Raw genomic sequence first — 21,066 nt, 5'->3', positions numbered from 1 at the left:
CGGAGCGCGCGCCGGGACCGGGGGCACGGGTCGCGGCGGGCGCCTCCTCGTCACGTCGGCCCACCCACCGGTGGGATTGAGGTCCGCGGGGGCCGGTTCACCCGGAGGGAGGGCAGCCGGCGTTCCCTAGACTCCGCGCCATGCTGCTGAGCGACCGCGACATCACGGCCGCGATCGCCGGGGGACGCCTCGGCATCGAGCCCTACGACCCGGGGCTGGTGCAGCCGTCGAGCATCGATGTGCGGCTGGACCGGTTCTTCCGCGTCTTCAACAACGCGCGCTACACCCACATCGACCCGGCGAAGCAGCAGGACGACCTCACCACCCTGGTCGAGCCCGACGGCGACGACCCCTTCGTCCTGCACCCGGGGGAGTTCGTGCTCGGCTCCACGCTGGAGGTCGTGAGCATCCCCGACGACCTGGCGGCCAGGCTCGAGGGCAAGAGCTCGCTGGGCCGGCTGGGACTGCTCACCCACTCGACGGCGGGCTTCGTCGACCCGGGGTTCTCCGGGCACATCACGCTGGAGCTGTCCAACGTGGCGAACCTGCCGATCACGCTGTGGCCGGGCATGAAGATCGGCCAGCTCTGCCTGTTCCGGCTGACCAGTGCCGCCGAGCACCCGTACGGGTCGGCGGTCTACGGCTCCCGGTACCAGGACCAGCGCGGGCCGACGCCGTCGCGGGCCTTCCGCAACTTCACCCGCGCGGAGACGCGCCGTCCCGCTCCGCCCGCGGGCTGACCGGAGGCTCGACGCCGGCGACCTCGATGTCGCCGGCGTCGGCGTCGGCGTCGCCCTGCCGCGGGCCGGGCAGCCACGGGGGCAGCTCGTCGTCGACGTGCCGGTCGCGGGTCACCAGCCACCCCAGCGCCCACAGCCCGGCGACGCCGGCGAGCATCAGCACGAACATGCCGTCGTAGCCGCCGGTGACCCCGCGCAGCACGCCGACCAGGAGCGGCCCGACACCGGCGATCAGGTAGCCCCAGCCCTGGGTGACCGTGGAGAGCGCGGCGGTCGTCACCGGGGTGCGGGCCCGCAGCCCGAGCAGGGACAGCACCATCGAGAAGGTGCCCAGCCCCAAGCCGAGCAGGATCATCCACAGCCACGGGGCGGCCAGCGGCGCCGTCCACAGGCCCAGCCAGCCGACGGCGTAGCAGACCATGAGGACGCACAGCAGCGGCCACTGCAGGCGCGCCCGGACGGTGAGCACCGGCACGACCGCGTTCACCGGGATCGCGACGATCGAGTTGATCCCGAGCAGCAGCCCGGCGGTGGCGGCGCTCAGCCCGGTGTCCCGCAGGTACTGGGCCGACCAGCCCACGATCACGTACGCCTGCATGGCCTGGAGGCCGAAGAACACGGTGAGCGCCACGGCCAGGCGGCTGCGCAGCAGCAACCGCAGCGGGACGGCGGTGTGCGAGGCGCGGGACGCGCCGGGCGCCGGCCGCACCGGCAGCCAGGGCAGCGCCGCCACCAGCGCCAGGACCGCCCACACCCCGAGCGCCCAGCGCCAGCCGCCGGGCCCCACCGCGTCGGCGAGGGGCTGGGTGACGACCGCGGCCACCGCGGCGCCCACGCTCAGGGCGGTGCTGTAGGCGCCGACCAGCAGGCCGGTGCGGTGCGGGAAGTACCGCTTCACGATGCTCGGCAGCAGGACGTTGCCCAGCGCGCCGCCGGTCATGGCCACCGCGGTGCCGAGCACGAAGACCGCGAACGAGCCGGCGACGCTGCGGAGCACCAGCCCGGCGGCCATGGCCAGCATCGCGCCGGCCAGGACGTGCGAGTCGCGGAAACGCGCCGACAACGGGGGCCCGGCGAACGCCAGGGCGGCGAAGCACAGGACCGGCAGCGACGTGACCAGTCCGGCCAGGCTGCTGGACAGGCCCAGCCCGCGCTGGATCTCCTCGAGCACCGGCCCGACGCTGTTGACGGCGGTGCGCAGGTTCAGGCCCGTGAGCACGATGGCCACCGCGACGAGCGTCAGGCCTCGGCGGGCCGTCCCGCCGGCCGGTCCTGCCACGGCGGACGGGGCGGTGCTGGTCACTCGCTCGATCGTCCTCCATGACGTGGCCCACACCCGCCCCGGGTGGGTGCGTACCGCAACCATGCCGGGCCGGTGCGGTGGACCGCCGGAACGACGACGGCGCGCGTCCCCCTCGCGGGGAGCGCGCGCCGTCGGCGGTCGTGCGGGTGGATCAGCCCTTCGGGTCGTGCTCCGTGGCCGCGGAGTCGAGCCCGACCACGTCGTCGGCCTTGGTGCCGACGTCCGCGCCGGACTCCTCGCCCGGGGCGCTCACGCCGACCGGCGTCAGCGAGCGGAGCAGGATCTGGCTGACGTCGAGGACCTCGACGTGCTCGCCGGCCTCACCGTTCTGCTTCTTCGCCGTGAGCGCGTCGGACAGCATGGTGATGCAGAACGGGCACGCGGTGGAGATGACGTCGGGATCGAGCTCGAGCGCCTCCTCGGTGCGCTCGACGTTGATCCGCTTGCCGATCTTCTCCTCCATCCACATGCGCGCACCACCGGCGCCGCAGCAGAAGCCGCGGTCCTTGCAGCGGTGCATCTCCTGGGTGGTGAGGCCCTGGACGGAGTCGAGGATCTCGCGCGGCGGGGTGTAGACCTTGTTGTGCCGGCCCAGGAAGCACGGGTCGTGGTAGGTCACCTTGCGGTCGACCGGCGTGACGGGGGTCAGCCGGCCCTCCTCCACCAGCTTGCCGAGCAGCTGGGTGTGGTGGACGACCTCGTACTCGCCGCCCACCTGCGGGTACTCCCGGCCCAGGGTGTTGAAGCAGTGCGGGCAGGTGGCCACGATCTTGCGGGTGCCGGGCACCCGGCCCTCGAAGACGCCGTCGAGCGTCTCGACGTTCTGCATCGCCTGCATCTGGAAGACGAACTCGTTGCCGAGGCGGCGGGCCGGGTCGCCGGAGCAGGTCTCGCCGTCACCGAGGACGGCGAACTCGACGCCGGCGGTGTGCAGCAGCTCCGCGACGGCCTTGGTGACCTTCTTGGCGCGGTCGTCGATGGCGCCGGCGCAGCCGACCCAGAACAGGTACTCGACCTCGTTGGGCAGCGGGCCGTCGGCGACGCGGACGTCGAAGTCGACCTCCTTGATCCAGTCGGTGCGGGCGCTCCCGCCCATGCCCCACGGGTTGCCGCGGTTCTCGATGTTCCGCAGCATGACGCCGGCCTCGGACGGGAAGTTCGACTCGATCAGCACCTGGTACCGGCGCATGTCGTTGATGTGGTCGACGTGCTCGATGTCCACCGGGCACTGCTCGACGCAGGCGCCGCAGTTGGTGCAGCTCCACAGGACGTCGGGGTCGATGACCCCGCCCTCCTCGAGGGTGCCGACCAGCGGGCGGTGCGCCTGGGCGTCGTTGGTGCCCTCGATCCGGGCGTAGCCCGACGCCCAGACCTGCTCGTCGCTGGGCTTGAGGAGGTCGTAGTCGGGCGCCGACTCGGACGCCGTCTTCTCGCCCAGGAGGTAGGGGGCCTTCGCGTAGAGGTGATCGCGGAGGTCCATGATCACCATCTTGGGGCTGAGCGGCTTGCCCGTGTTCCACGCCGGGCACTGGCTCTGGCACCGCCCGCACTCGGTGCAGGTGGTGAAGTCCAGCATCCCCTTCCAGGTGAAGTCCTCGATCTTGCCGCGACCGAAGACGTCGTCCTCGCCCGGGTCCTCGAAGTCGATCGGCTTGCCACCCGAGGTCATCGGCAGCATCGGGCCGAGCGCCGGGGCGCCGCTGGTGCCCTCCCGCTTGAAGTAGATGTTCGGGAAGGCGCTGAACCGGTGCCAGGCAACGCCCATGTTCAGGGTGCGGCTGAGCACGACCAGCCAGGTCAGCGACACCACGATCTTGATGAACGCGATGATGGAGACCAGGTCCGGGTTGTCCGGGAAGAAGGTCGACAGCGCGCTGGACACCGGATGCGACCAGGTGGGCGCGAAGTCCAGGCCGGAGGCGATCTTCGCCGCGCGGATGCCCAGGATGCAGAGGCCGACCAGCAGGACGACGGACTCGACGAAGTAGGCGCGGCCCTCGTTGGATCCGGCGAACCGGCTGCTCCGGCCCTTCCGGCGCGGGTGGTCGCGCTGACGGAGCGCGATCAGGACGAGGATCCCGAGGACCGTAGCGGTGCCGATGAAGTCGACGAAGAGGTTCCACACACTCCACGCGCCGATGAGCGGCAGGTGGAACGCGGGGTTGAACACCTCGGCGAAGGCCTCGATCAGCGTGAGGAACAGGCCGTAGAAGCCGACGAAGACGAACCAGTGGGCGATCCCCTGGGGCGTCCACTTGAGCATGCGGGTGTGCGCCAGCGACTCGACCACCAGCGTCTTCATGCGCGGCCAAAACGGGCCGAACCGGGTGCCGTCGGGTTGGCCGGTGCGGATGATCCGCACCATCGCCCGCACGGCCCGGTAGGCCATCACGGAAGCCACGATCAGGAACAGGACGCTGATCGTGCCCAGGACGATCTGCAAGGGGCCCGTCATGTTTTCCTCCCCCGTACGCCTGGCGGCGCCGGTTGACTCGCGTCGGCCGCGCGGTGGCGACAGGGCGCTGGTTGGTGCCCGAACCGTCGCCCGCCCCGGCTGGTGGCCGGCGCGCGGATCGCGTGCGGGCGCCGCTGCCCGCACTGCGTCGCACGATAGCTGGCCCCGACACGGGCTACTCACTGGTAACCCCGGGCGCTGAGCAACGACTTCGCCGCCGCTCCCCGTGCGCCGCGCCCACCCCCGCCCGGCTCGCTCGACCGCGCGGTGCGGTCCTCCTCCTCGCGGTGTGCCGCGTGGTCGGCGGATCCGCGGCGAGGAGGACCGGTCAGCCGGCGCGGCGACGGCTCCGGTCCCGGGGGGTCGCACGGAACGTGCGCGATACCGGGCCCCGGGTGGCGAGCAGGTCGCGCAGCCGCGTCTCGATCCGGGGCCAGCCGCGGTCGACGTCCTCGTCAGCCACCCGGACCACGCGGATGCCGAGCGCGCGCAGTTCGTCCTCGCGGCGCTTCTCCTCCCAGAGGACCTGGGCGGGCGTCCGCCCGCGCCACGGATCGGTGTACGTGACCTTCCCGTCGAACTCCACCGCGACGGCGGCGGCGTCGAACCAGGCGTCGACCACGCCGACGAGCCGGCCCTCGGCCCGGATCTCCACCTGCAGCTCGGGCGGCGGGAGCCCGGCGCCGAGCATGCGGACCCGGCCGCGGCTCGCCAGCGGCGACTCCGCGCGCCCGTCGGCGAGCCCCACCGCGCGCCGGGCCGCGATACCCCCCGGCCGGCTCCCCGCCGCGGCGGCCGCGGACCGGAGGTCGCCGGCGGTGACCCGCTCGGCCAGGAGCGCCGCGTCCATGGCGACGACGCTGTCGTCGAGGTCCCACTCGCGTGCGCAGTCGACGAGCGTCCGGGCTGCAGCGGTCGCGCCGAAGGGGTGCCGGCCCACCAGGTCGTGGGCGGCGAGCGGCGCGCGGGCCACGAGGGAGCCGCGTCCGTGCCGCCACGACGACGGGTCGGTGAGGCGCACGGTCGGATCGAGGTCGCGACGCACGGTGAAGCCGTGCAGCCGGGCGGCGGAGCCGTGGCTCACCACGGCCAGAGGGCGGCCGAGGTCCAGCAGCACGGCGAGGCAGTCGAGGACGTGCCGCCGCGCAGCGGTGTCGGCGGCAGCGATCGTCTCGGCGGTCGCGTAGACGCCGCGGCGCAGTCGCGCCCAGGTGCCCGCGGCCAGGTGACGCCTGATCTCCGGGTGGCCGTAGCCGGCGCGGCGGGCATCGGCGGCGGTGAACAGGCCCAGTTGGCGCTCGGTCGCGGCGCGGAGGAGGGGGTGCACGGCGGGAGTCTGGGCGACGGCGGTGCGCGTGGTGGTCGGTCCGCCCAGGTCTGTGGACAGCCACGGCGCCGACCGCGCGGTGCGTCACCCTTCCTCGCGGGATGCGGCGTGGTCGGCGGATGCGCGGCGAGGTCGAGTGGGCGGGGCGACCAGGGATGTGCCCCCCGGGAACACGACCGGCCGGACTGCCGTTAGGCTGGGCAGGAAAGTTGAGTGGACCCCGCGCAAGGGCGGACACCGGCTTCCCCCAAGGACCAGAACCACCCCAGCACACGGAAGAGAGGCCATCTCCATGGCTCGAGCGGTCGGTATCGACCTCGGCACCACCAACTCCGTCGTCACCGTCCTGGAGGGCGGCGAGCCGACGGTCATCGCCAACTCCGAGGGCTCCCGCACCACCCCCTCGGTCGTCGCCTTCGCCAAGAACGGCGAGGTCCTCGTCGGCCAGTCGGCCAAGAACCAGGCGGTCACCAACGTCGACCGCACCATCCGCAGCGTCAAGCGCGAGATGGGCACGAACTGGAAGTCCGCCGACATCGACGGCAAGCAGTACACCCCGCAGGAGATCTCCGCCCGGGTGCTGCAGAAGCTCAAGCGGGACGCCGAGACCTACCTCGGCGAGCCGGTCACCGACGCCGTCATCACCGTGCCGGCCTACTTCGAGGACGCGCAGCGCCAGGCCACCAAGGAGGCCGGTGAGATCGCGGGCCTCAACGTCCTGCGCATCGTCAACGAGCCGACCGCGGCCGCGCTGGCCTACGGCCTGGACAAGGGCGAGACCGAGCAGACGATCCTCGTCTTCGACCTCGGTGGCGGCACCTTCGACGTCTCCCTGCTCGAGATCGGGGACGGCGTCATCGAGGTGAAGGCCACCGCCGGTGACAACCACCTCGGTGGTGACGACTGGGACGAGCGCGTGGTCAAGCACCTGGTGCAGACCTTCAACGCGCAGAACGGCATCGACCTGTCCAAGGACAAGCTCGCCATGCAGCGGCTCCGCGAGGCCGCCGAGAAGGCCAAGATCGAGCTGTCGGGCGCGCAGTCGAGCAACATCAACCTGCCCTACATCACCGCCGGCGCCGAGGGTCCGCTGCACCTCGACGTCACGATCACCCGCGCCGAGTTCCAGCGGATGACCCAGGACCTGCTCGACCGCACCAAGGCGCCGTTCAACCAGGCGATCCGCGACGCCGGCATCTCCGTCGGCCAGATCGACCACGTCGTCCTGGTCGGTGGCTCGACCCGCATGCCGGCCGTCTCCGACCTGGTGCGCGAGCTCACCGGTGGCAAGGAGCCCAACAAGGGCGTCAACCCCGACGAGGTCGTGGCCATCGGCGCCGCGCTGCAGGCCGGTGTCCTCCGCGGCGAGGTCAAGGACGTCCTGCTCCTCGACGTCACCCCGCTGTCCCTGGGCATCGAGACCAAGGGCGGCATCATGACGAAGCTGATCGAGCGCAACACCACGATCCCGACCAAGCGCTCGGAGATCTTCACGACGGCCGACGACAACCAGCCGTCCGTGCAGATCCAGGTGTTCCAGGGCGAGCGCGAGATGGCGATGTACAACAAGAAGCTCGGCATGTTCGAGCTGACCGGTCTGCCGCCGGCGCCCCGCGGCGTCCCGCAGATCGAGGTCGCCTTCGACATCGACGCCAACGGCATCGTCCACGTCCACGCGAAGGACCTCGGCACGGGCAAGGAGCAGTCGATGACCATCACCGGCGGCTCGGCCCTCCCGAAGGAGGACATCGAGCGGATGATGAAGGACGCCGAGGCGCACGCCGAGGAGGACAAGCGCCGCCGCGACGAGGCCGAGACCCGCAACCTCGCCGAGTCGCTGCAGTACCAGACCGAGAAGTTCCTGGCCGAGAACGGCGACAAGATCCCGGCCGAGAAGAAGGACGAGCTCGGCGAGGCGCTGACCGAGCTGCGCAGCGCGCTGGGCGGGTCCGACATCGAGGCGATCAAGTCCGCGCAGGAGAAGGTGGCCCGCGTGTCCCAGGAGGTCGGCGGGGCGCTCTACGCCCAGCAGGCCGAGGCCGGTGCGGCCGGTGCGGCCGGTGCCGGCGCTCCCGGCGCCGACGCCGGTGCCGAGGGCGCGACCGGTGCCACCGGCACCCAGGCCGGCGGTGACGACGACGTCGTCGACGCCGAGATCGTCGACGAGGACAACGACCGCCGATGAGCGACGTGCCGCAGGGGGAGGAGCAGCCGCGGGTCGTCATCCGCGACAAGCGGCGCATCGATCCGACCAGTGGCGCAGTCCGGACGCCGGCCGGCGAGCAGCCGGCCGGCGTCCGGCCCGGCACCGATCTCCCAGGGGAGCAGATGAGCGAGCACGAGACGCCGGTGGCCGACCAGCCGGCGACGGCGCAGTCCGGCGACGGCGCCCCGGAGGGCGACCTCGCCCGCCAGCTGGCCGAGCGCACCGAGGACCTGCAGCGGGTCACCGCCGAGTACGCCAACTACCGGCGGCGCATCGACCGGGACCGGTCGCTCGTCGTCGACCAGGCGGCGGAGCGGTTCGCGACCCAGCTGTTCCCGATCGTCGACGACATCGAGCGGGCCCGGGACCACGGTGACCTCACCGGGGCCTTCAAGCTCGTCGCCGACCGCATCCTGGGCCTGCTCGACGGCCTGGGCGTGGAGGCCTTCGGGAAGGCCGGCGACGAGTTCGACCCGTCGCTGCACGAGGCCGTCATGCACGACACCTCCGCCGAGGTGAGCGTGCCGACCGCCACGACGGTGCTGCGCCAGGGCTACCGCCGCGGCGACCGCGTGCTGCGGACGGCGATGGTGGCGGTGACCGAGCCGGAGTCCCCGGCCGCCGCCCAGCCGCAGGACGGCGGCGACGCCGGCCCGGCGGCCGACTGAACCGCACGACAGCGACGAGAGGGGGCGTCCGATGAGCACCCGTGACTTCATCGAGAAGGACTACTACGGCGCGCTCGGCGTCCCCCAGGACGCCGACGCCGCCACCATCAAGAAGGCGTACCGCAAGCTGGCCACGGAGCTGCACCCGGACAAGAACCCGGGCAACACCGACGCCGAGGCCCGCTTCAAGGACGTCTCCGAGGCCTACGACGTCCTCTCCGATCCGAAGCGGCGCGGGGAGTACGACGAGGCGCGGCGGCTGTTCGGTGCCGGGGGAGCCGGTGCCCGTGCCGGGTTCCCCGGCGGCTTCCCCGGAGCCGGGGGCCAGGCCTTCGACCTCGGTGACCTGTTCGGGGGTGCCGGGGGCGGTGCGGGCCCCCGGGGGGCCGGTGGGCTGGGGGACATCCTGGGCGGCCTGTTCGGCGGGGCCGGGGGCCCCCGGGCCCGCAGCCAGGCGGCGTCCGGGCCGGCGCGCGGGCAGGACGTCGAGACCGAGGCGACGCTCTCCTTCGAGGAGGCGGTGCTGGGGGTCACGGTGCCGCTGCGCATGCAGAGCCCGGGCAGCTGCCCGACCTGCGCCGGCAGCGGTGCCAAGCCCGGCACGTCACCGCACACCTGCCCGGTGTGCCAGGGCGCCGGCGTGACCAGCCGCAGCCAGGGGGCGTTCGCCTTCTCCGAGCCGTGCCGCAGCTGTCGCGGCAGCGGCCAGGTGGTCGACGACCCGTGCCCCACCTGCGCGGGGAGCGGGATCACCAGCCAGACCCGCACGATCACCGTGCGGATCCCGGCCGGCGTCAAGGACGGCCAGCGCATCCGGCTGGCCGGCAAGGGTGCGCCGGGCCGCCGTGGTGGACCGGCGGGCGACCTCTTCGTCGTCGTGCACGTGTCCGAGCACTCGCTGTTCGGGCGCAAGGGCGACGACCTCACGCTCACCGTGCCGATCACCTTCGCCGAGGCGGCGCTGGGGACCACGCTCACGGTGCCGACCCTCGACGGCACCGTCTCGCTCAAGGTGCCGGCCGGCACGGCGAGCGGTCGCACCCTGCGGGTCCGCGGGCGCGGTGCGCCGGGCAAGGGCCGGGCCGGGGACCTGCTGGTCACGGTCGAGATCGCCGTCCCGGTGCGGTTGACGGCGGCGCAGCGCAAGGTGATCGAGACGCTGGCCGAGGAGATGGACGAGGACCCGCGGCCGCAGATCACCGCCGCGGTGCGGGCGGGAGGCGGGTCGTGACGATGCCACCGGGCCGGGCCGCCGCCGACGCCGGGCGGGCCGTGGCCGAGGACGCGCCGGTCTTCGTCATCTCCGTGGCGGCCGAGCTGGCCGGCATGCACGCGCAGACGCTGCGCCAGTACGACCGGCTGGGTCTGGTCAGCCCCGGCCGGACGCCGGGCGGTGGCCGCCGGTACAGCCCGCGCGATGTGGCCCTCCTCCGGGAGGTGCAGCGGCTGTCGCAGGAGGATGGCGTCAACCTGGCCGGCATCAAGCGGATCATCGACCTCGAGTCGCAGGTCGAGGCGCTCCGGGCGCGGGTGCACGAGCTGCTCGAGGAGCTCCAGCACTCCGAGAACCGCCGGATGGCGGCGGAGGCAGCCGTCCCGGCCGCCTACCGGGCCGACCTGGTGCCGCACCGCCGGTCGAGCTCCGCGCTGGTGGTCTGGCGGCCAGGGGCCGCCCGGTGACCGGCGCACCCTCGGAGTCGCACGCGGCGTACGTGGCGCTGGAGCGGGAGATCGGGCTGCTGCTGCGCCGTTCCCGCGCCATCTCCGCCCGGCTGGCGCGGGAGCTCCACCCGGATCTCGACGGCGCCGCCTACGGCTTGCTCGCCCTGCTGGAGGACGCCGGACCCTTGCGCGCCAGCGACCTGGTGGCCCGCCTGGGGCTGGACAAGAGCACCGTGAGCCGGCAGGTCGCGAGCCTGGTCGACCTGGGGCTGGTCGACCGCGCCGCCGACCCCGAGGACGGTCGGGCCCAGGTGCTCAGCCCGTCGGCGGAGGGCTCGGCCCGGCTCAGCCGGATCCGCTCGGCCCGCCGGGCCCGCTGGGAGAGCGACCTGGCCGGATGGCCGGCCGACGACGTCGCGACGCTGGCGGCGCTGCTCGGGCGGCTCAACCGGATCGGCGACGCGCGCGAGGCCGAGTCGAAGGAGCCGCCGCCCGACCGGTGAGGTGAGCCGGGACACAGCGCATGGGCGTTGCAGACCGCAACCATACGGGCGTATGGTTGCGGTCTGCAATTACTTGTCCACGCCGAGGACGTCGCCGTGTCGCTCACTCCCCAGACCCGGGACCGGCCCGTGGCCGCCGTGGCCGGTGCGGTGGGGGTCGCCGGATGACGCTCCGCTTCCCGTTGCCTCGTCCCGCCACCGCAGCAGACCCGACCCGGAGTCCCGTGCGCACCGCCCCGACCGACACGCCCCAGGCGCCGGTCGAGCGGCAGGGGAGGATGACGCACCGGCAGGTGCTCGAGGCCATGTCGGGGCTGCTGCTGGCGATGTTCGTGGCGTTCCTGTCCGCGACCGTCGTCTCGAACGCCCTGCCCACGATCATCACCGACCTGCGCGGCACGCAGAACCAGTACACCTGGGTGATCACGGCGACGCTGCTGTCGTCCACTGCGTCGACGCCGGTCTGGGGCAAGCTCGCCGACCTGTTCAGCAAGAAGCTGCTCATCCAGCTCTCGATCGTCGTCTTCATCGTCGGCTCGATGCTGGCCGGTCTCGCGCAGTCGGTGGAGACCCTGATCGCCTGGCGGGTGCTGCAGGGGCTGGGCCTCGGCGGCCTGCAGGCGCTCGTGCAGATCGCGATCGCCGCGATGATCAGCCCCCGGGAGCGGGGCCGGTACGCCGGGCTCATGGGCGCGGTCATGGCGGTCGCGACCGTCGGTGGTCCGCTGCTCGGCGGCCTGCTGGTCGACACCAGCTGGCTGGGCTGGCGGTGGTGCTTCTACGTCGGCGTGCCCTTCGCCGCCGTCGCGCTCGTCCTGCTGCAGCGCACCCTGCACCTGCCGGTCACCAGGCGGAAGGTGACGATCGACTACCTCGGCGCCGCCTTCCTCGCCGCCGGCGTCTCCGCACTGCTGATCTGGGTCACCCTGGCCGGCAGCAGCTTCGCGTGGGCCTCGGCCGAGACGGTTCTCTTCCTGGGCGGCACGGTGCTGGCGCTCGGCGCCTTCGTCGCCACCGAGCTGAGGGCGTCCGAGCCGATCGTGCCCCTGCGGCTGTTCCGGGACCGCACCACCACCCTCGCGATCGTCGCGAGCATCCCCGTGGGCGTGGCGATGTTCGGGTCCACGGTCTTCCTCGGCCAGTACCTGCAGATGTCCCGCGGCTACTCCCCGACCGCGGCGGGCCTGCTCACCCTGCCCATGGTCGGTGGGCTGCTGATCTCCTCCACCGTCTCGGGCCTGCTGATCACCCGCTTCGGCCGGTGGAAGGCCTACCTCTCGGCCGGGGCGGTGCTGATCATGGCCGGGTTCGGGCTGCTGGCCACGATCGACCATCGGACCGACATGGTGCTCCTGAGCGTCTTCCTGTTCGTCCTCGGCGCCGGCATCGGGATGAGCATGCAGAACCTGGTGCTCGCCGTGCAGAACACCGTGGCGGCCGGCGACCTCGGCGCGGCCAGTTCCGCGGTCGCCTTCTTCCGCGGCCTCGGTGGCACCGTCGGCGTCTCGGTCCTGGGGGCGGTGCTCGGCAACCACGTCGGCGACCTCATCCAGGACGGGCTGGGCCGCGCCCCGGGGGCGAGTGAGGCCGCCGCCGGTGGCCGGCAGGTCGGTCTGGCGGACCTCCCCGACGCACCTGCTCCGATCCAGGAGCTCATCCGCATCTCCTACGGGGATGCGACGGACCGGGTCTTCCTGGTCGCCGCCGCGGTGTCGGTGGTCACCGTGGTCGCCGTCCTCTTCATCCGGGAGGTCGCGCTGCGCACCGAGACCGGCGACGAGCGCCGGCAGGCGGAGCGGGCCGAGGCGGTGCGCATCGACGCCGACCGCATCGAGGGCCGGGGTGCCGAGGGAGAGCGCTCCGGCGAGGTGGCGCACGCCGGATCGGCTCACGCCGCCCGTTGACGACCGACGACGGCCCGCCTCCCGATCGGTCGGGAGGCGGGCCGTCGTGGTGTCAGGGGTGCCGCGTCACTGCTCCAGTGACGCGTCCAGGGTGATCTCGGTGCCGGTGAGCGCCTTGCTGACCGGGCAGCCGACCTTGGCCGCCTGCGCGGCCTTCTCGAAACCGCTGGCGTCGAGGCCCTCGACCTCGCCGCGCACGGTCAGCTGGATCCCGGTGATCGCCGGGGCGCCGTCCTTCTGGCCCAGCGTGACCTCGGCGGAGACCTCCAGGGACTGCGGGGTGCCCCCGGCCTTCCCGATCTCGTTCGACAGGGCCATCGCGAAGCAGGACGAGTGCGCGGCCGCGATGAGCTCCTCGGGGCTGGTGGTGCCGCCGGCCTCGTCAGCGGCACGCTTGGGGAAGGACACCTCGTAGGTGCCGACCTTGGAGCTGGAGAGCTCGACCTGTCCGGAGCCCTCCTGGAGGGTGCCGTTCCAGGCGGTGCGGGCGGTACGTGTGGGCATGCTGCCCCTTCCGGGCCATGGCCGCCCCTGGCTCGGGCGGCGCCGTGGCCGTCCTCCTACCCGGGGTGGCGCCGGCCTACCGTCGCGGCCCGGAACCGGCCTCGACCGCGGCGACGCCGTTGACCCGCTCGGTGAGCAGCCGCAGCCGGGCCTTGAGGTCGTCGAACTCGGTGGCGTCGAACCCGATGGCGCCGATCATCTCCTCGGAGATGGCGACGGCCTTGTCCTGCAGGGCGCGGCCGGCGTCGGTGAGGGCGATCGAGACCGACCGCTCGTCCTCCACGCGACGGTGACGGGTGACCAGGCCCGCCGCCGTGAGCCGCTTGAGCAGGGGGGACAGCGTGCCGCTGTCCAGCGCCAGCCGCGAGCCGAGCTGCCCGACGGTCTGGTTGTCCGACTCCCAGAGGAGCAGCATCACCAGGTACTGCGGATAGGTCAGACCGATCGCGTCGAGCATGGGGCGGTACCGCGCGGTCACCGCGCGCGAGGCGGCGTACAGCGCGAAGCACAGCTGGTCGTCGAGCGCCACGCTCGGCGCCGGCAGGGCGGTCATCCCCCCAGTCTACGGGGCGCGCCGCGCGGGGGAGCAAACGTCGCGGTCCCGGCCGGCCCCTCGGGGTGGGGGCCGCGGGGGCTGCGGGAACGCCCCCGCGGCTGGCAGAGTTGAGCGGAACAGACTCAACCCATCGGTCGTTGCACCCGGCGAACCGCGTCGTCCACGGAAGGACGGCGCATCCCGAGAGACGAAAGGACGTCGCCCGAGCATGGACAGCAAGCTCACGACCCGTTCGCAGGAGGCCGTCGCGGGGGCCCAGCGCCTCGCCGTCGACCGGGGTCAGGCGGCGCTGGAGCCGTTGCACCTGCTGGCCGCCCTGCTGGAGCAGTCCGACGGCATCGCCGGCCCGCTGCTGACCGCCGTCGGCGCCGACCCGGTGGACGTGCGCAGCAAGGCCGACGCCGCGCTGCGCCGGATGCCGAGCGTCAGTGGCGCCACCGTGTCCGCACCCGCGCCGTCGCGCGAGTTCCTGCGGGTCATCAACGCCGCGTCCGAGCAGGCGGGGGCGCTCGGGGACGAGTACGTCTCCACCGAGCACCTGCTGGTGGGCCTGGCCGGCTCCGAGGGAGAGGCCGCCGCCGTCCTGACCAGCGCCGGCGCCACCCGCGACGCACTGCTGGCCGCCTTCCGCACGGTCCGCGGCAACCGCAAGGTCACGACGGCGGACCCGGAGAGCACTTTCCAGGCGCTGGAGAAGTACGCCGTCGACCTCACCGAGCGGGCCCGCGACGGGAAGATCGACCCGGTCATCGGCCGGGACACCGAGATCCGCCGCGTGGTGCAGGTGCTGTCCCGCCGGACCAAGAACAACCCGGTGCTGATCGGCGAGCCCGGGGTCGGCAAGACGGCGATCGTCGAGGGGCTCGCGCAGCGGATCGTGGCCGGCGACGTCCCGGAGAGCCTCAAGGGCAAGCGCCTCATGGCGCTGGACCTGGGGGCCATGGTGGCCGGCGCGAAGTACCGCGGCGAGTTCGAGGAGCGGCTCAAGGCCGTCCTCCAGGAGATCACCGAGGCCGAGGGGCAGGTCGTCACCTTCATCGACGAGCTGCACACCATCGTGGGCGCCGGTGCCACCGGCGACTCGGCGATGGACGCCGGCAACATGATCAAGCCGATGCTGGCCCGCGGTGAGCTGCGCATGGTCGGCGCGACGACGCTGGACGAGTACCGCGAGCACATCGAGAAGGACGCGGCGCTGGAACGCCGGTTCCAGCAGGTCTTCGTGGGCGAGCCCTCGGTGGAGGACACCATCGGCATCCTGCGCGGGCTCAAGGAGCGCTACGAGGTCCACCACGGCGTCCGGATCACCGACGGCGCGATCGTCGCCGCGGCCACCCTGTCGGACCGGTACGTCACGTCCCGGTTCCTGCCGGACAAGGCGATCGACCTGGTCGACGAGGCCGCCAGCCGGCTGCGGATGGAGATCGACAGCCGCCCGGTCGAGGTCGACGAGGTAGAGCGCGCCGTGCGCCGGCTGGAGATCGAGGAGATGGCGCTGTCCAAGGAGGACGACCCGTCCTCGATCGAGCGGCTGGCCGCCCTCCGCGAGGACCTCGCCGACAAGCGCGAGGAGCTCGCCGAGCTGACCGCCCGCTGGCAGCAGGACAAGAGCGCCATCGGCCGGATCCAGGCGATCAAGGAGGAGCTCGAGCGGCTGCGCCTCGAGGCCGAGCGGGCGGAGCGGGACGGTGAGCTCGCGCGGGTCGCCGAGCTGCGCTACGGCCGGCTGCCGCAGCTGGAGAAGTCCCTGGCCGAGGCCGAGGCGTCCGTCGAGACCGGTGACTCCATGCTCAAGGAGGAGGTCGGCCCCGACGACATCGCCGAGGTCGTCCAGGCCTGGACCGGGATCCCGGCCGGCCGGCTGCTCGAGGGCGAGACGCAGAAGCTGCTGCGCATGGACGAGGGCCTCACCGGTCGGGTCGTCGGCCAGCCCGACGCGGTGCGGGCGGTGTCCGACGCCGTCCGCCGGGCGCGCTCCGGGGTCGCCGACCCCGACCGCCCGACCGGTTCGTTCCTGTTCCTCGGCCCCACGGGTGTCGGCAAGACGGAGCTGGCCAAGGCGCTCGCGGAGTTCCTCTTCGACGACGAGCGGGCGATGGTCCGCATCGACATGAGCGAGTACTCCGAGAAGCACTCGGTGGCGCGCCTCGTCGGGGCGCCCCCCGGCTACGTCGGCTACGAGGCCGGCGGACAGCTCACCGAGGCGGTGCGGCGCCGTCCGTACACCGTGGTCCTGCTCGACGAGGTCGAGAAGGCGCACCCGGACGTCTTCGACGTGCTCCTGCAGGTGCTCGACGACGGCCGGCTCACCGACGGCCAGGGCCGGACGGTGGACTTCCGGAACACCATCCTGATCCTCACCTCGAACCTCGGGTCGCAGATCATCGCCGACCAGTCGGTGCCCGAGGACCGGCGCAGGGACGCCGTCCTGGAGGTGGTCCGGTCGCACTTCAAGCCGGAGTTCCTCAACCGGCTCGACGACGTCGTCGTGTTCCGGGCGCTCGGCACCGACGAGCTGGCCGGGATTGTCGACATCCAGGTCGGGGTGCTGGCCCGCCGGCTGGCCGCCCGCCGGCTCACGCTGCGGGTGACCGACGCCGCGCGGGAGTGGCTGGCGCTCAACGGGTTCGACCCCGTCTACGGCGCGCGGCCGCTGCGCCGGCTGGTGCAGTCGGCGATCGGCGACCAGCTGGCGAAGGCGCTGCTGTCGGGCGAGATCCGGGACGGCGACGAGGTCGTCGTCGACTGGCGGTCCGACGTCGCCGGGCAGGCCGACGCCGGGCTCAGCGTCGCCCGCGGCTGACCTCGCGCGCCGCCGCGTCCGATCGGGTGCACCCGCGCGCCCGGCTGGTCCTCGGTCCCCGTCGTCGTCCATGATCGCGGCGAACGACGGGGACCGAGGAGCGGAGGCGCGATGACGGCGGGTCAGGGCGACCAGCAGGGGCAGCCGGACGGCCGGCCGCAGGGCCAGGACGAGCAGCCGCAGGCCCAGGGTGGGCAGCCGTCCGGCTGGCCGCCGGCGCCCCAGCAGGGCCAGCCGCCGTACGGCCAGCAGCCGCCGCACGGCCAGCAGCCCCCGTACGGTCAGGCTCCGCCCTACGGGCAGCCCCCGTACGGCCAGCACCCCTATGGCCAGCTGCCCTACGGGCAGCAGCCGTACGGGTACGCGCCCGCGCCGTCCGCCCCCGGCTGGGGTCCCGATGCCCCGACACCGATGGAGCGCCCGCTGACCGTGCGCGCGGGCATCGGCGCCTTCATGGCCTCCCTCGTCCTCAGCGCGATCGCGTCGGTCGCCATGCTGCTCAACTGGGACGAGGTCCTGGACTGGACCCTCGCGCAGTCCGGCGCCGGGATCGACGACCCGGAGCTGGAGGGCTTCGACGTCGAGGCCATGTCCGAGCTGATCCTGCAGGTCAGTCTGGCGTTCTCGGTCCTCTTCCTCCTGCTGCAGCTGCTGGTGCTCTGGTTCGCCTGGCAGGGCCGCAACTGGGCCCGGATCATCCTCTGGGTGCTGGGTGGCCTGACCCTGCTGACGGCGCCGTTCAACACGATGTCCACCGGCCCGTTCCCGTTCGTCACCGCGCTGACCTGGTTCCAGGTCGTCCTGGTCGCCGTCGGCGTGGTGCTGCTGGCGCTCAAGCCCTCCAACGACTGGTACCGCTTCCGCAAGTGGCAGCGGGCCACCGGCCAGCGCTGACCGCCGGCGCGGGCCCGCGCCGGCCCCTCGTCAGCCGCGGGCCGGCGCGAGCCACTCCCGCGTGGGCTGCGCGAGCAGGCTGGTCGCAGCGGCGATCGACAGCACCAGGAGCAGCAGCGAGATCACCGTGATCCCGCCGGCGGTGACCATCGTGGAGAGCACCAGCAGGCCCAGCACCGCGGCAGCCGCCACCCCGGTCCAGCGACCCCACGACCGGCGGCTCCCCAGGGCCCACGCCGAGACCGCGAAGACCAGGCCGAGCACGGCGGGCGCGGCCGTGTTGACGATCACGTACTGCTCCGCCTCGGCCCGGGTGAGGCCGGCTTCCGTGAGCACCTCCAGGAGGCCGTCGCGGCCGAGCCACGTGATCACCACGTAGAGCAGGAGCAGGACCGCCAGCGTGGCGAGCAGGGCGACCGCGACCCGCGCCGACACCGGCATCTGCGGGCTGGCGTCGCCGGCGGGACGGGGAGAGGGTGAGGCCGGCACCGGCTCAGCCTGGCAGACCGGCGGGCGGCCCCCGGGACGGCGTCGGTGGCCGGGAGAAATCCCGGCCGGGATGAATCCGGATCGTCGTCGGCCCGGGAAGTCCAGTCGTCACCGTCACCGGGCACGGCCGGCGTACCACCCGAGCGCGACACCGCCGTCGCTCGGACACACGACAGGAGCACCACCATGAAGCGCAGCCTCACCCGCGGCATCCTGCTCGCCGCCGTCTCCACCCTCGCCATCACGACGAGCGCCTGCGGCGCGGAGGAAGGCACCGGGACCACCGGTGAGGTCGCCCTGGGCGAGGCCACGACCCCCGCGGTCCCGGAGGCCGTCGAGACCAGCCCGGTGCCGACGTCGGACGAGCCGTTCGGCGAGGGCTGTGCCGCGGTCCCGACCGAGGGCGAGGGCAGCGTCGAGGGGATGGCCGACGACCCGGTCGCCACTGCGGCGAGCAACAACCCGGCGCTGTCGACGCTCGCGCAGGCGGTCCAGGCCGCCGAACTGGTCGACACCCTCAACACGACCGAGGACATCACCGTGCTGGCTCCGGCCGACCCGGCGTTCGAGGCCGTGCCGGCCGACGCGCTGAACGAACTGCTGGCCGACACCCCGCAGCTGACCGCGGTGCTCACCCACCACGTGATCCCCGGCCGTCTGGCGCCCGACGAGCTGGCCGGCACGCACACCACGCTGAACAACGACGAGGTCACCATCGAGGGCTCCGGCGAGGACTTCACGATCGGCGCCGACGGCACCCTCCTCGGCCAGATGGAGGCCTCGGTGATCTGCGGGAACGTGCAGACCGCCAACGCCACCGTCTACATCATCGACCAGGTGCTCGCCCCCACCTCCTGAGGACGGGTGCTCGCCCGGGTGCGTCCGCGCAGCGACGTGCCCCGTCCCCGCGCCTCAGTAGGGTCGGCTGCATGACGGCTGCCCCGACCCTGCCCGATCGCGACCGGCTGCTCCAGCTGATCGTCGACCTCGCCGTGGTGCACGGGAAGGTCACGCTCTCCTCGGGCAAGGAGGCCGACTGGTACATCGACATGCGCCGGCTGACGCTGCACCACGAGGGCGCACCGCTGGTCGGCCGCGTGATGCGCCAGCTCACCGGCGACCTGCGCTACGACGTCGTCGGCGGGCTGACCCTGGGCGCCGACCCGGTCGCCGCGGCCATGCTGCACGCCGCGGCGGCGGGCGAGGGCTTCCTCGACGCGTGCGTCGTGCGGAAGGCCGGCAAGGCGCACGGGCTGCAGCGCCGCATCGAGGGCCCCGACGTCGCCGGCCGGGCGGTGCTCGTGGTCGAGGACGTCTCCACGACCGGCGGCAGCCCGCTCACCGCCGCGCAGGCGCTGCAGGAGGCCGGCGCCGAGGTGGTGGCGGTCGCGGTGATCGTCGACCGGGGTGGGCGCGCGGCGGTGGAGGAGGCCGGGTTCCAGTACCGCGCCGCCTTCACCCTCGCCGACCTCGGCCTCGCCTGACCCGCCGGGATCAGCTTCCCTGATCATCGAGCGTCCTCCCTCACCGTGGGACATGAGGGAGGACGCGCCACGATCAGGGTCCCTGATCGTGGTGACGGCGGAGTCGTACCGTGTGACGGTGACCACAGTGACGACGGCGTGGGTGGCCGAACTGCAGGACGCGCTGGGCGCCGACGGCGTCCTCCTCGACCCCGGCGTCACCTCCTCGTACGCCCGCGACCAGGCCATGCTCGCCCCGGCCGGCACCCCGGCCGCGGTGGTCTTCCCGCGCTGCACGGACGACGTCGTCGCGGTGCTGCGGACGGCGACCCGCCACGGCATCCCCGTGGTGCCGCGCGGCGCCGGCTCCGGCCTGGCCGGGTCCAGCAACGCCGTCGACGGCGCGATCACCGTGGTGATGACCCGGATGGACGCCGTCCTGGAGGTCTCCCCGGCCGACCGGCTCGCCGTCGTCCAGCCGGGCGTGGTCAACAAGCAGCTGCGCGACGCCGTCGCCGGGGCCGGGCTGTTCTACCCACCGGACCCCTCCAGCTACGACTGGTGCACGATCGGCGGCAACCTCTCCACGAACTCCGGTGGCCTGTGCTGCGTGAAGTACGGGGTCACCACCGACTACGTGCTCGGCCTGGAGGTCGTGCTCGCCGACGGGCGCGTGTTGCGCACCGGCCGGCGCACGGTCAAGGGCGTGGCCGGCTACGACCTGGCCCGGCTGTTCGTGGGCTCGGAGGGGACGCTCGGGATCATCACCGAGGCGACCCTCGCGCTCCGCCCGGCCCCGAAGGAGCCGGTGACCCTCGTCGCCACCTTCGCCACGACGGCGCAGACCGGTCAGGTGGTCGAGCGCGTCGTGACCGCGGGGCTGGTACCCAGCCTGCTGGAGGTCATGGACAACACCTGCATCCGCGCGGTCGACGACCTGCTGAAGGCCGACCTCGACCGCTCGGCGCACGCGCTGCTGGTGGCGCAGTCCGACACCGGGGGAGCGGCCGCCGCCGCGGAGATCGCGGTCCTCGCCGGGCTCTGCCGGGAGGCCGGGGCCGAGTTCGTGCACACGACCGAGGACCAGGCCGAGGGCGACCTGCTGCTGGCCGCCCGGCGGATGGCCCTGCCCGCGCTGGAGCGGCTGGGCAGCACGCTGATCGACGACGTCGCCGTCCCGCGGTCCCGGATCGCCGCGTTCCTCGACGGCTGCGACGCCATCGCCGCGGCGCGCGGGCTGGTCATCGGCGTCGTCGGCCACGCCGGTGACGGCAACATGCACCCCACCGTCGTGTTCGACCCCACCGACGACGGCCAGCGAGCGCGGGCCTTCGGCGCGTTCGACGACATCCTCGAGCTCGGGCTGGCCCTCGGCGGCACGATCACCGGCGAGCACGGCGTGGGGAACCTGAAGGTGGACTGGCTGGAGCGGGAGATCGGCCCGGTGGCGCTGGACGTGCACCGCTCGATCAAGTCCGCCCTCGACCCCGGCGGCCTGCTCAACCCCGGCAAGGTCTTCCGCGCCGGGACGGCGGCCGGGCCCGGGTTCCGCTCCCGATGAGCTGCCGCCCGTCGCCCCCGGATGCCAG

18 protein-coding genes are annotated in these 21,066 nt (G+C 73.2%); 12 read left to right on the top strand and 6 right to left on the bottom strand.

Annotated features, from left to right (window positions below; genetic code table 11):
* The first annotated feature begins 140 nt into the window (after positions 1-140).
* The gene (gene dcd, locus ABDB74_RS19285; protein ID WP_346620430.1) at positions 141-740 is read left to right on the top strand and encodes a dCTP deaminase; all 600 of its coding nucleotides are present in this window, start codon (positions 141-143) and stop codon (positions 738-740) included.
* Here the strand turns inward: dcd and ABDB74_RS19280 are convergent.
* The 3 genes from ABDB74_RS19280 to ABDB74_RS19270 form a co-directional block, all read right to left on the bottom strand.
* Positions 697-2,043 carry an MFS transporter gene (locus ABDB74_RS19280; RefSeq protein ID WP_346620428.1) on the bottom strand — a complete coding sequence of 449 codons (1,347 nt, stop codon included), beginning with the start codon at positions 2,041-2,043 and terminating at the stop codon, positions 697-699. The genes dcd and ABDB74_RS19280 overlap by 44 nt on opposite strands.
* Before the next feature lie 151 nt (positions 2,044-2,194).
* Positions 2,195-4,498, bottom strand: coding sequence for a (Fe-S)-binding protein (locus ABDB74_RS19275; RefSeq protein ID WP_346620426.1), 2,304 nt, complete (start codon positions 4,496-4,498; stop codon positions 2,195-2,197).
* Positions 4,499-4,826: 328 nt separating this feature from the next.
* Positions 4,827-5,825: a type IV toxin-antitoxin system AbiEi family antitoxin domain-containing protein gene (locus ABDB74_RS19270; RefSeq protein WP_346620425.1), complete on the bottom strand. Its 999-nt coding sequence runs from the start codon at positions 5,823-5,825 to the stop codon at positions 4,827-4,829.
* Positions 5,826-6,117: 292 nt separating this feature from the next.
* On the opposite strand from ABDB74_RS19270, the gene dnaK reads away from it, so the two are divergent.
* The 6 genes from dnaK (at position 6,118) to ABDB74_RS19240 (ending at position 12,768) form a co-directional block, all read left to right on the top strand.
* Entirely contained in the window at positions 6,118-8,010 is a 1,893-nt protein-coding gene (gene dnaK, locus ABDB74_RS19265) for a molecular chaperone DnaK (protein WP_346620423.1), read from the top strand.
* Positions 8,007-8,699, top strand: a complete 693-nt coding sequence (grpE, locus tag ABDB74_RS19260; protein WP_346620421.1) for a nucleotide exchange factor GrpE — start codon at positions 8,007-8,009, stop codon at positions 8,697-8,699. The genes dnaK and grpE overlap by 4 nt, the downstream gene beginning before the upstream one ends.
* A gap of 31 nt (positions 8,700-8,730) precedes the next feature.
* The gene (gene dnaJ, locus ABDB74_RS19255) at positions 8,731-9,930 is read left to right on the top strand and encodes a molecular chaperone DnaJ (RefSeq protein WP_346620419.1); all 1,200 of its coding nucleotides are present in this window, start codon (positions 8,731-8,733) and stop codon (positions 9,928-9,930) included.
* A 2-nt stretch (positions 9,931-9,932) separates the two neighbouring features.
* Complete coding sequence (locus tag ABDB74_RS19250; RefSeq protein ID WP_346623920.1) at positions 9,933-10,379, top strand: heat shock protein transcriptional repressor HspR; 447 nt, start codon at positions 9,933-9,935, stop codon at positions 10,377-10,379.
* The gene (locus ABDB74_RS19245) at positions 10,376-10,864 is read left to right on the top strand and encodes a MarR family transcriptional regulator (RefSeq protein ID WP_346620417.1); all 489 of its coding nucleotides are present in this window, start codon (positions 10,376-10,378) and stop codon (positions 10,862-10,864) included. The genes ABDB74_RS19250 and ABDB74_RS19245 overlap by 4 nt, the downstream gene beginning before the upstream one ends.
* Positions 10,865-11,088: 224 nt before the next feature.
* On the top strand, positions 11,089-12,768 hold the full coding sequence (locus tag ABDB74_RS19240) for a DHA2 family efflux MFS transporter permease subunit (protein ID WP_346620415.1): 1,680 nt from the start codon (positions 11,089-11,091) through the stop codon (positions 12,766-12,768).
* Between the two features lie 66 nt (positions 12,769-12,834).
* On the opposite strand, the gene ABDB74_RS19235 is transcribed toward ABDB74_RS19240, so the two are convergent.
* A complete protein-coding gene (locus ABDB74_RS19235; protein ID WP_346620413.1) occupies positions 12,835-13,272 on the bottom strand; it encodes an OsmC family protein in 438 nt (145 codons plus the stop codon).
* Between the two features lie 76 nt (positions 13,273-13,348).
* Entirely contained in the window at positions 13,349-13,825 is a 477-nt protein-coding gene (locus ABDB74_RS19230; RefSeq protein ID WP_346620411.1) for a MarR family transcriptional regulator, read from the bottom strand.
* A gap of 211 nt (positions 13,826-14,036) precedes the next feature.
* On the opposite strand from ABDB74_RS19230, the gene clpB reads away from it, so the two are divergent.
* On the top strand, positions 14,037-16,631 hold the full coding sequence (gene clpB, locus ABDB74_RS19225; protein WP_346620409.1) for an ATP-dependent chaperone ClpB: 2,595 nt from the start codon (positions 14,037-14,039) through the stop codon (positions 16,629-16,631).
* Positions 16,632-16,742: 111 nt separating this feature from the next.
* The gene (locus tag ABDB74_RS19220) at positions 16,743-17,525 is read left to right on the top strand and encodes a hypothetical protein (RefSeq protein WP_346620408.1); all 783 of its coding nucleotides are present in this window, start codon (positions 16,743-16,745) and stop codon (positions 17,523-17,525) included.
* Positions 17,526-17,555: 30 nt separating this feature from the next.
* Here the strand turns inward: ABDB74_RS19220 and ABDB74_RS19215 are convergent, their stop codons facing one another.
* Positions 17,556-18,014: a hypothetical protein gene (locus tag ABDB74_RS19215; protein ID WP_346620406.1), complete on the bottom strand. Its 459-nt coding sequence runs from the start codon at positions 18,012-18,014 to the stop codon at positions 17,556-17,558.
* A 186-nt stretch (positions 18,015-18,200) separates the two neighbouring features.
* On the opposite strand from ABDB74_RS19215, the gene ABDB74_RS19210 reads away from it, so the two are divergent.
* From ABDB74_RS19210 to ABDB74_RS19200, 3 genes are all read left to right on the top strand, one after another.
* On the top strand, positions 18,201-18,872 hold the full coding sequence (locus tag ABDB74_RS19210) for a fasciclin domain-containing protein (protein ID WP_346620405.1): 672 nt from the start codon (positions 18,201-18,203) through the stop codon (positions 18,870-18,872).
* Between the two features lie 71 nt (positions 18,873-18,943).
* A complete protein-coding gene (gene pyrE, locus ABDB74_RS19205) occupies positions 18,944-19,498 on the top strand; it encodes an orotate phosphoribosyltransferase (RefSeq protein WP_346620403.1) in 555 nt (184 codons plus the stop codon).
* 118 nt (positions 19,499-19,616) lie between these two features.
* On the top strand, positions 19,617-21,038 hold the full coding sequence (locus tag ABDB74_RS19200; protein WP_346620402.1) for an FAD-linked oxidase C-terminal domain-containing protein: 1,422 nt from the start codon (positions 19,617-19,619) through the stop codon (positions 21,036-21,038).
* Positions 21,039-21,066 lie beyond the last annotated feature (28 nt).

The organism is Blastococcus sp. HT6-4, assembly GCF_039679125.1.
Taxonomy (GTDB): domain Bacteria; phylum Actinomycetota; class Actinomycetes; order Mycobacteriales; family Geodermatophilaceae; genus Blastococcus; species Blastococcus montanus.
The sequence above is the reverse complement of the archived record's forward strand: the minus strand, read 5'-3'. Positions and strand labels throughout refer to the sequence as shown.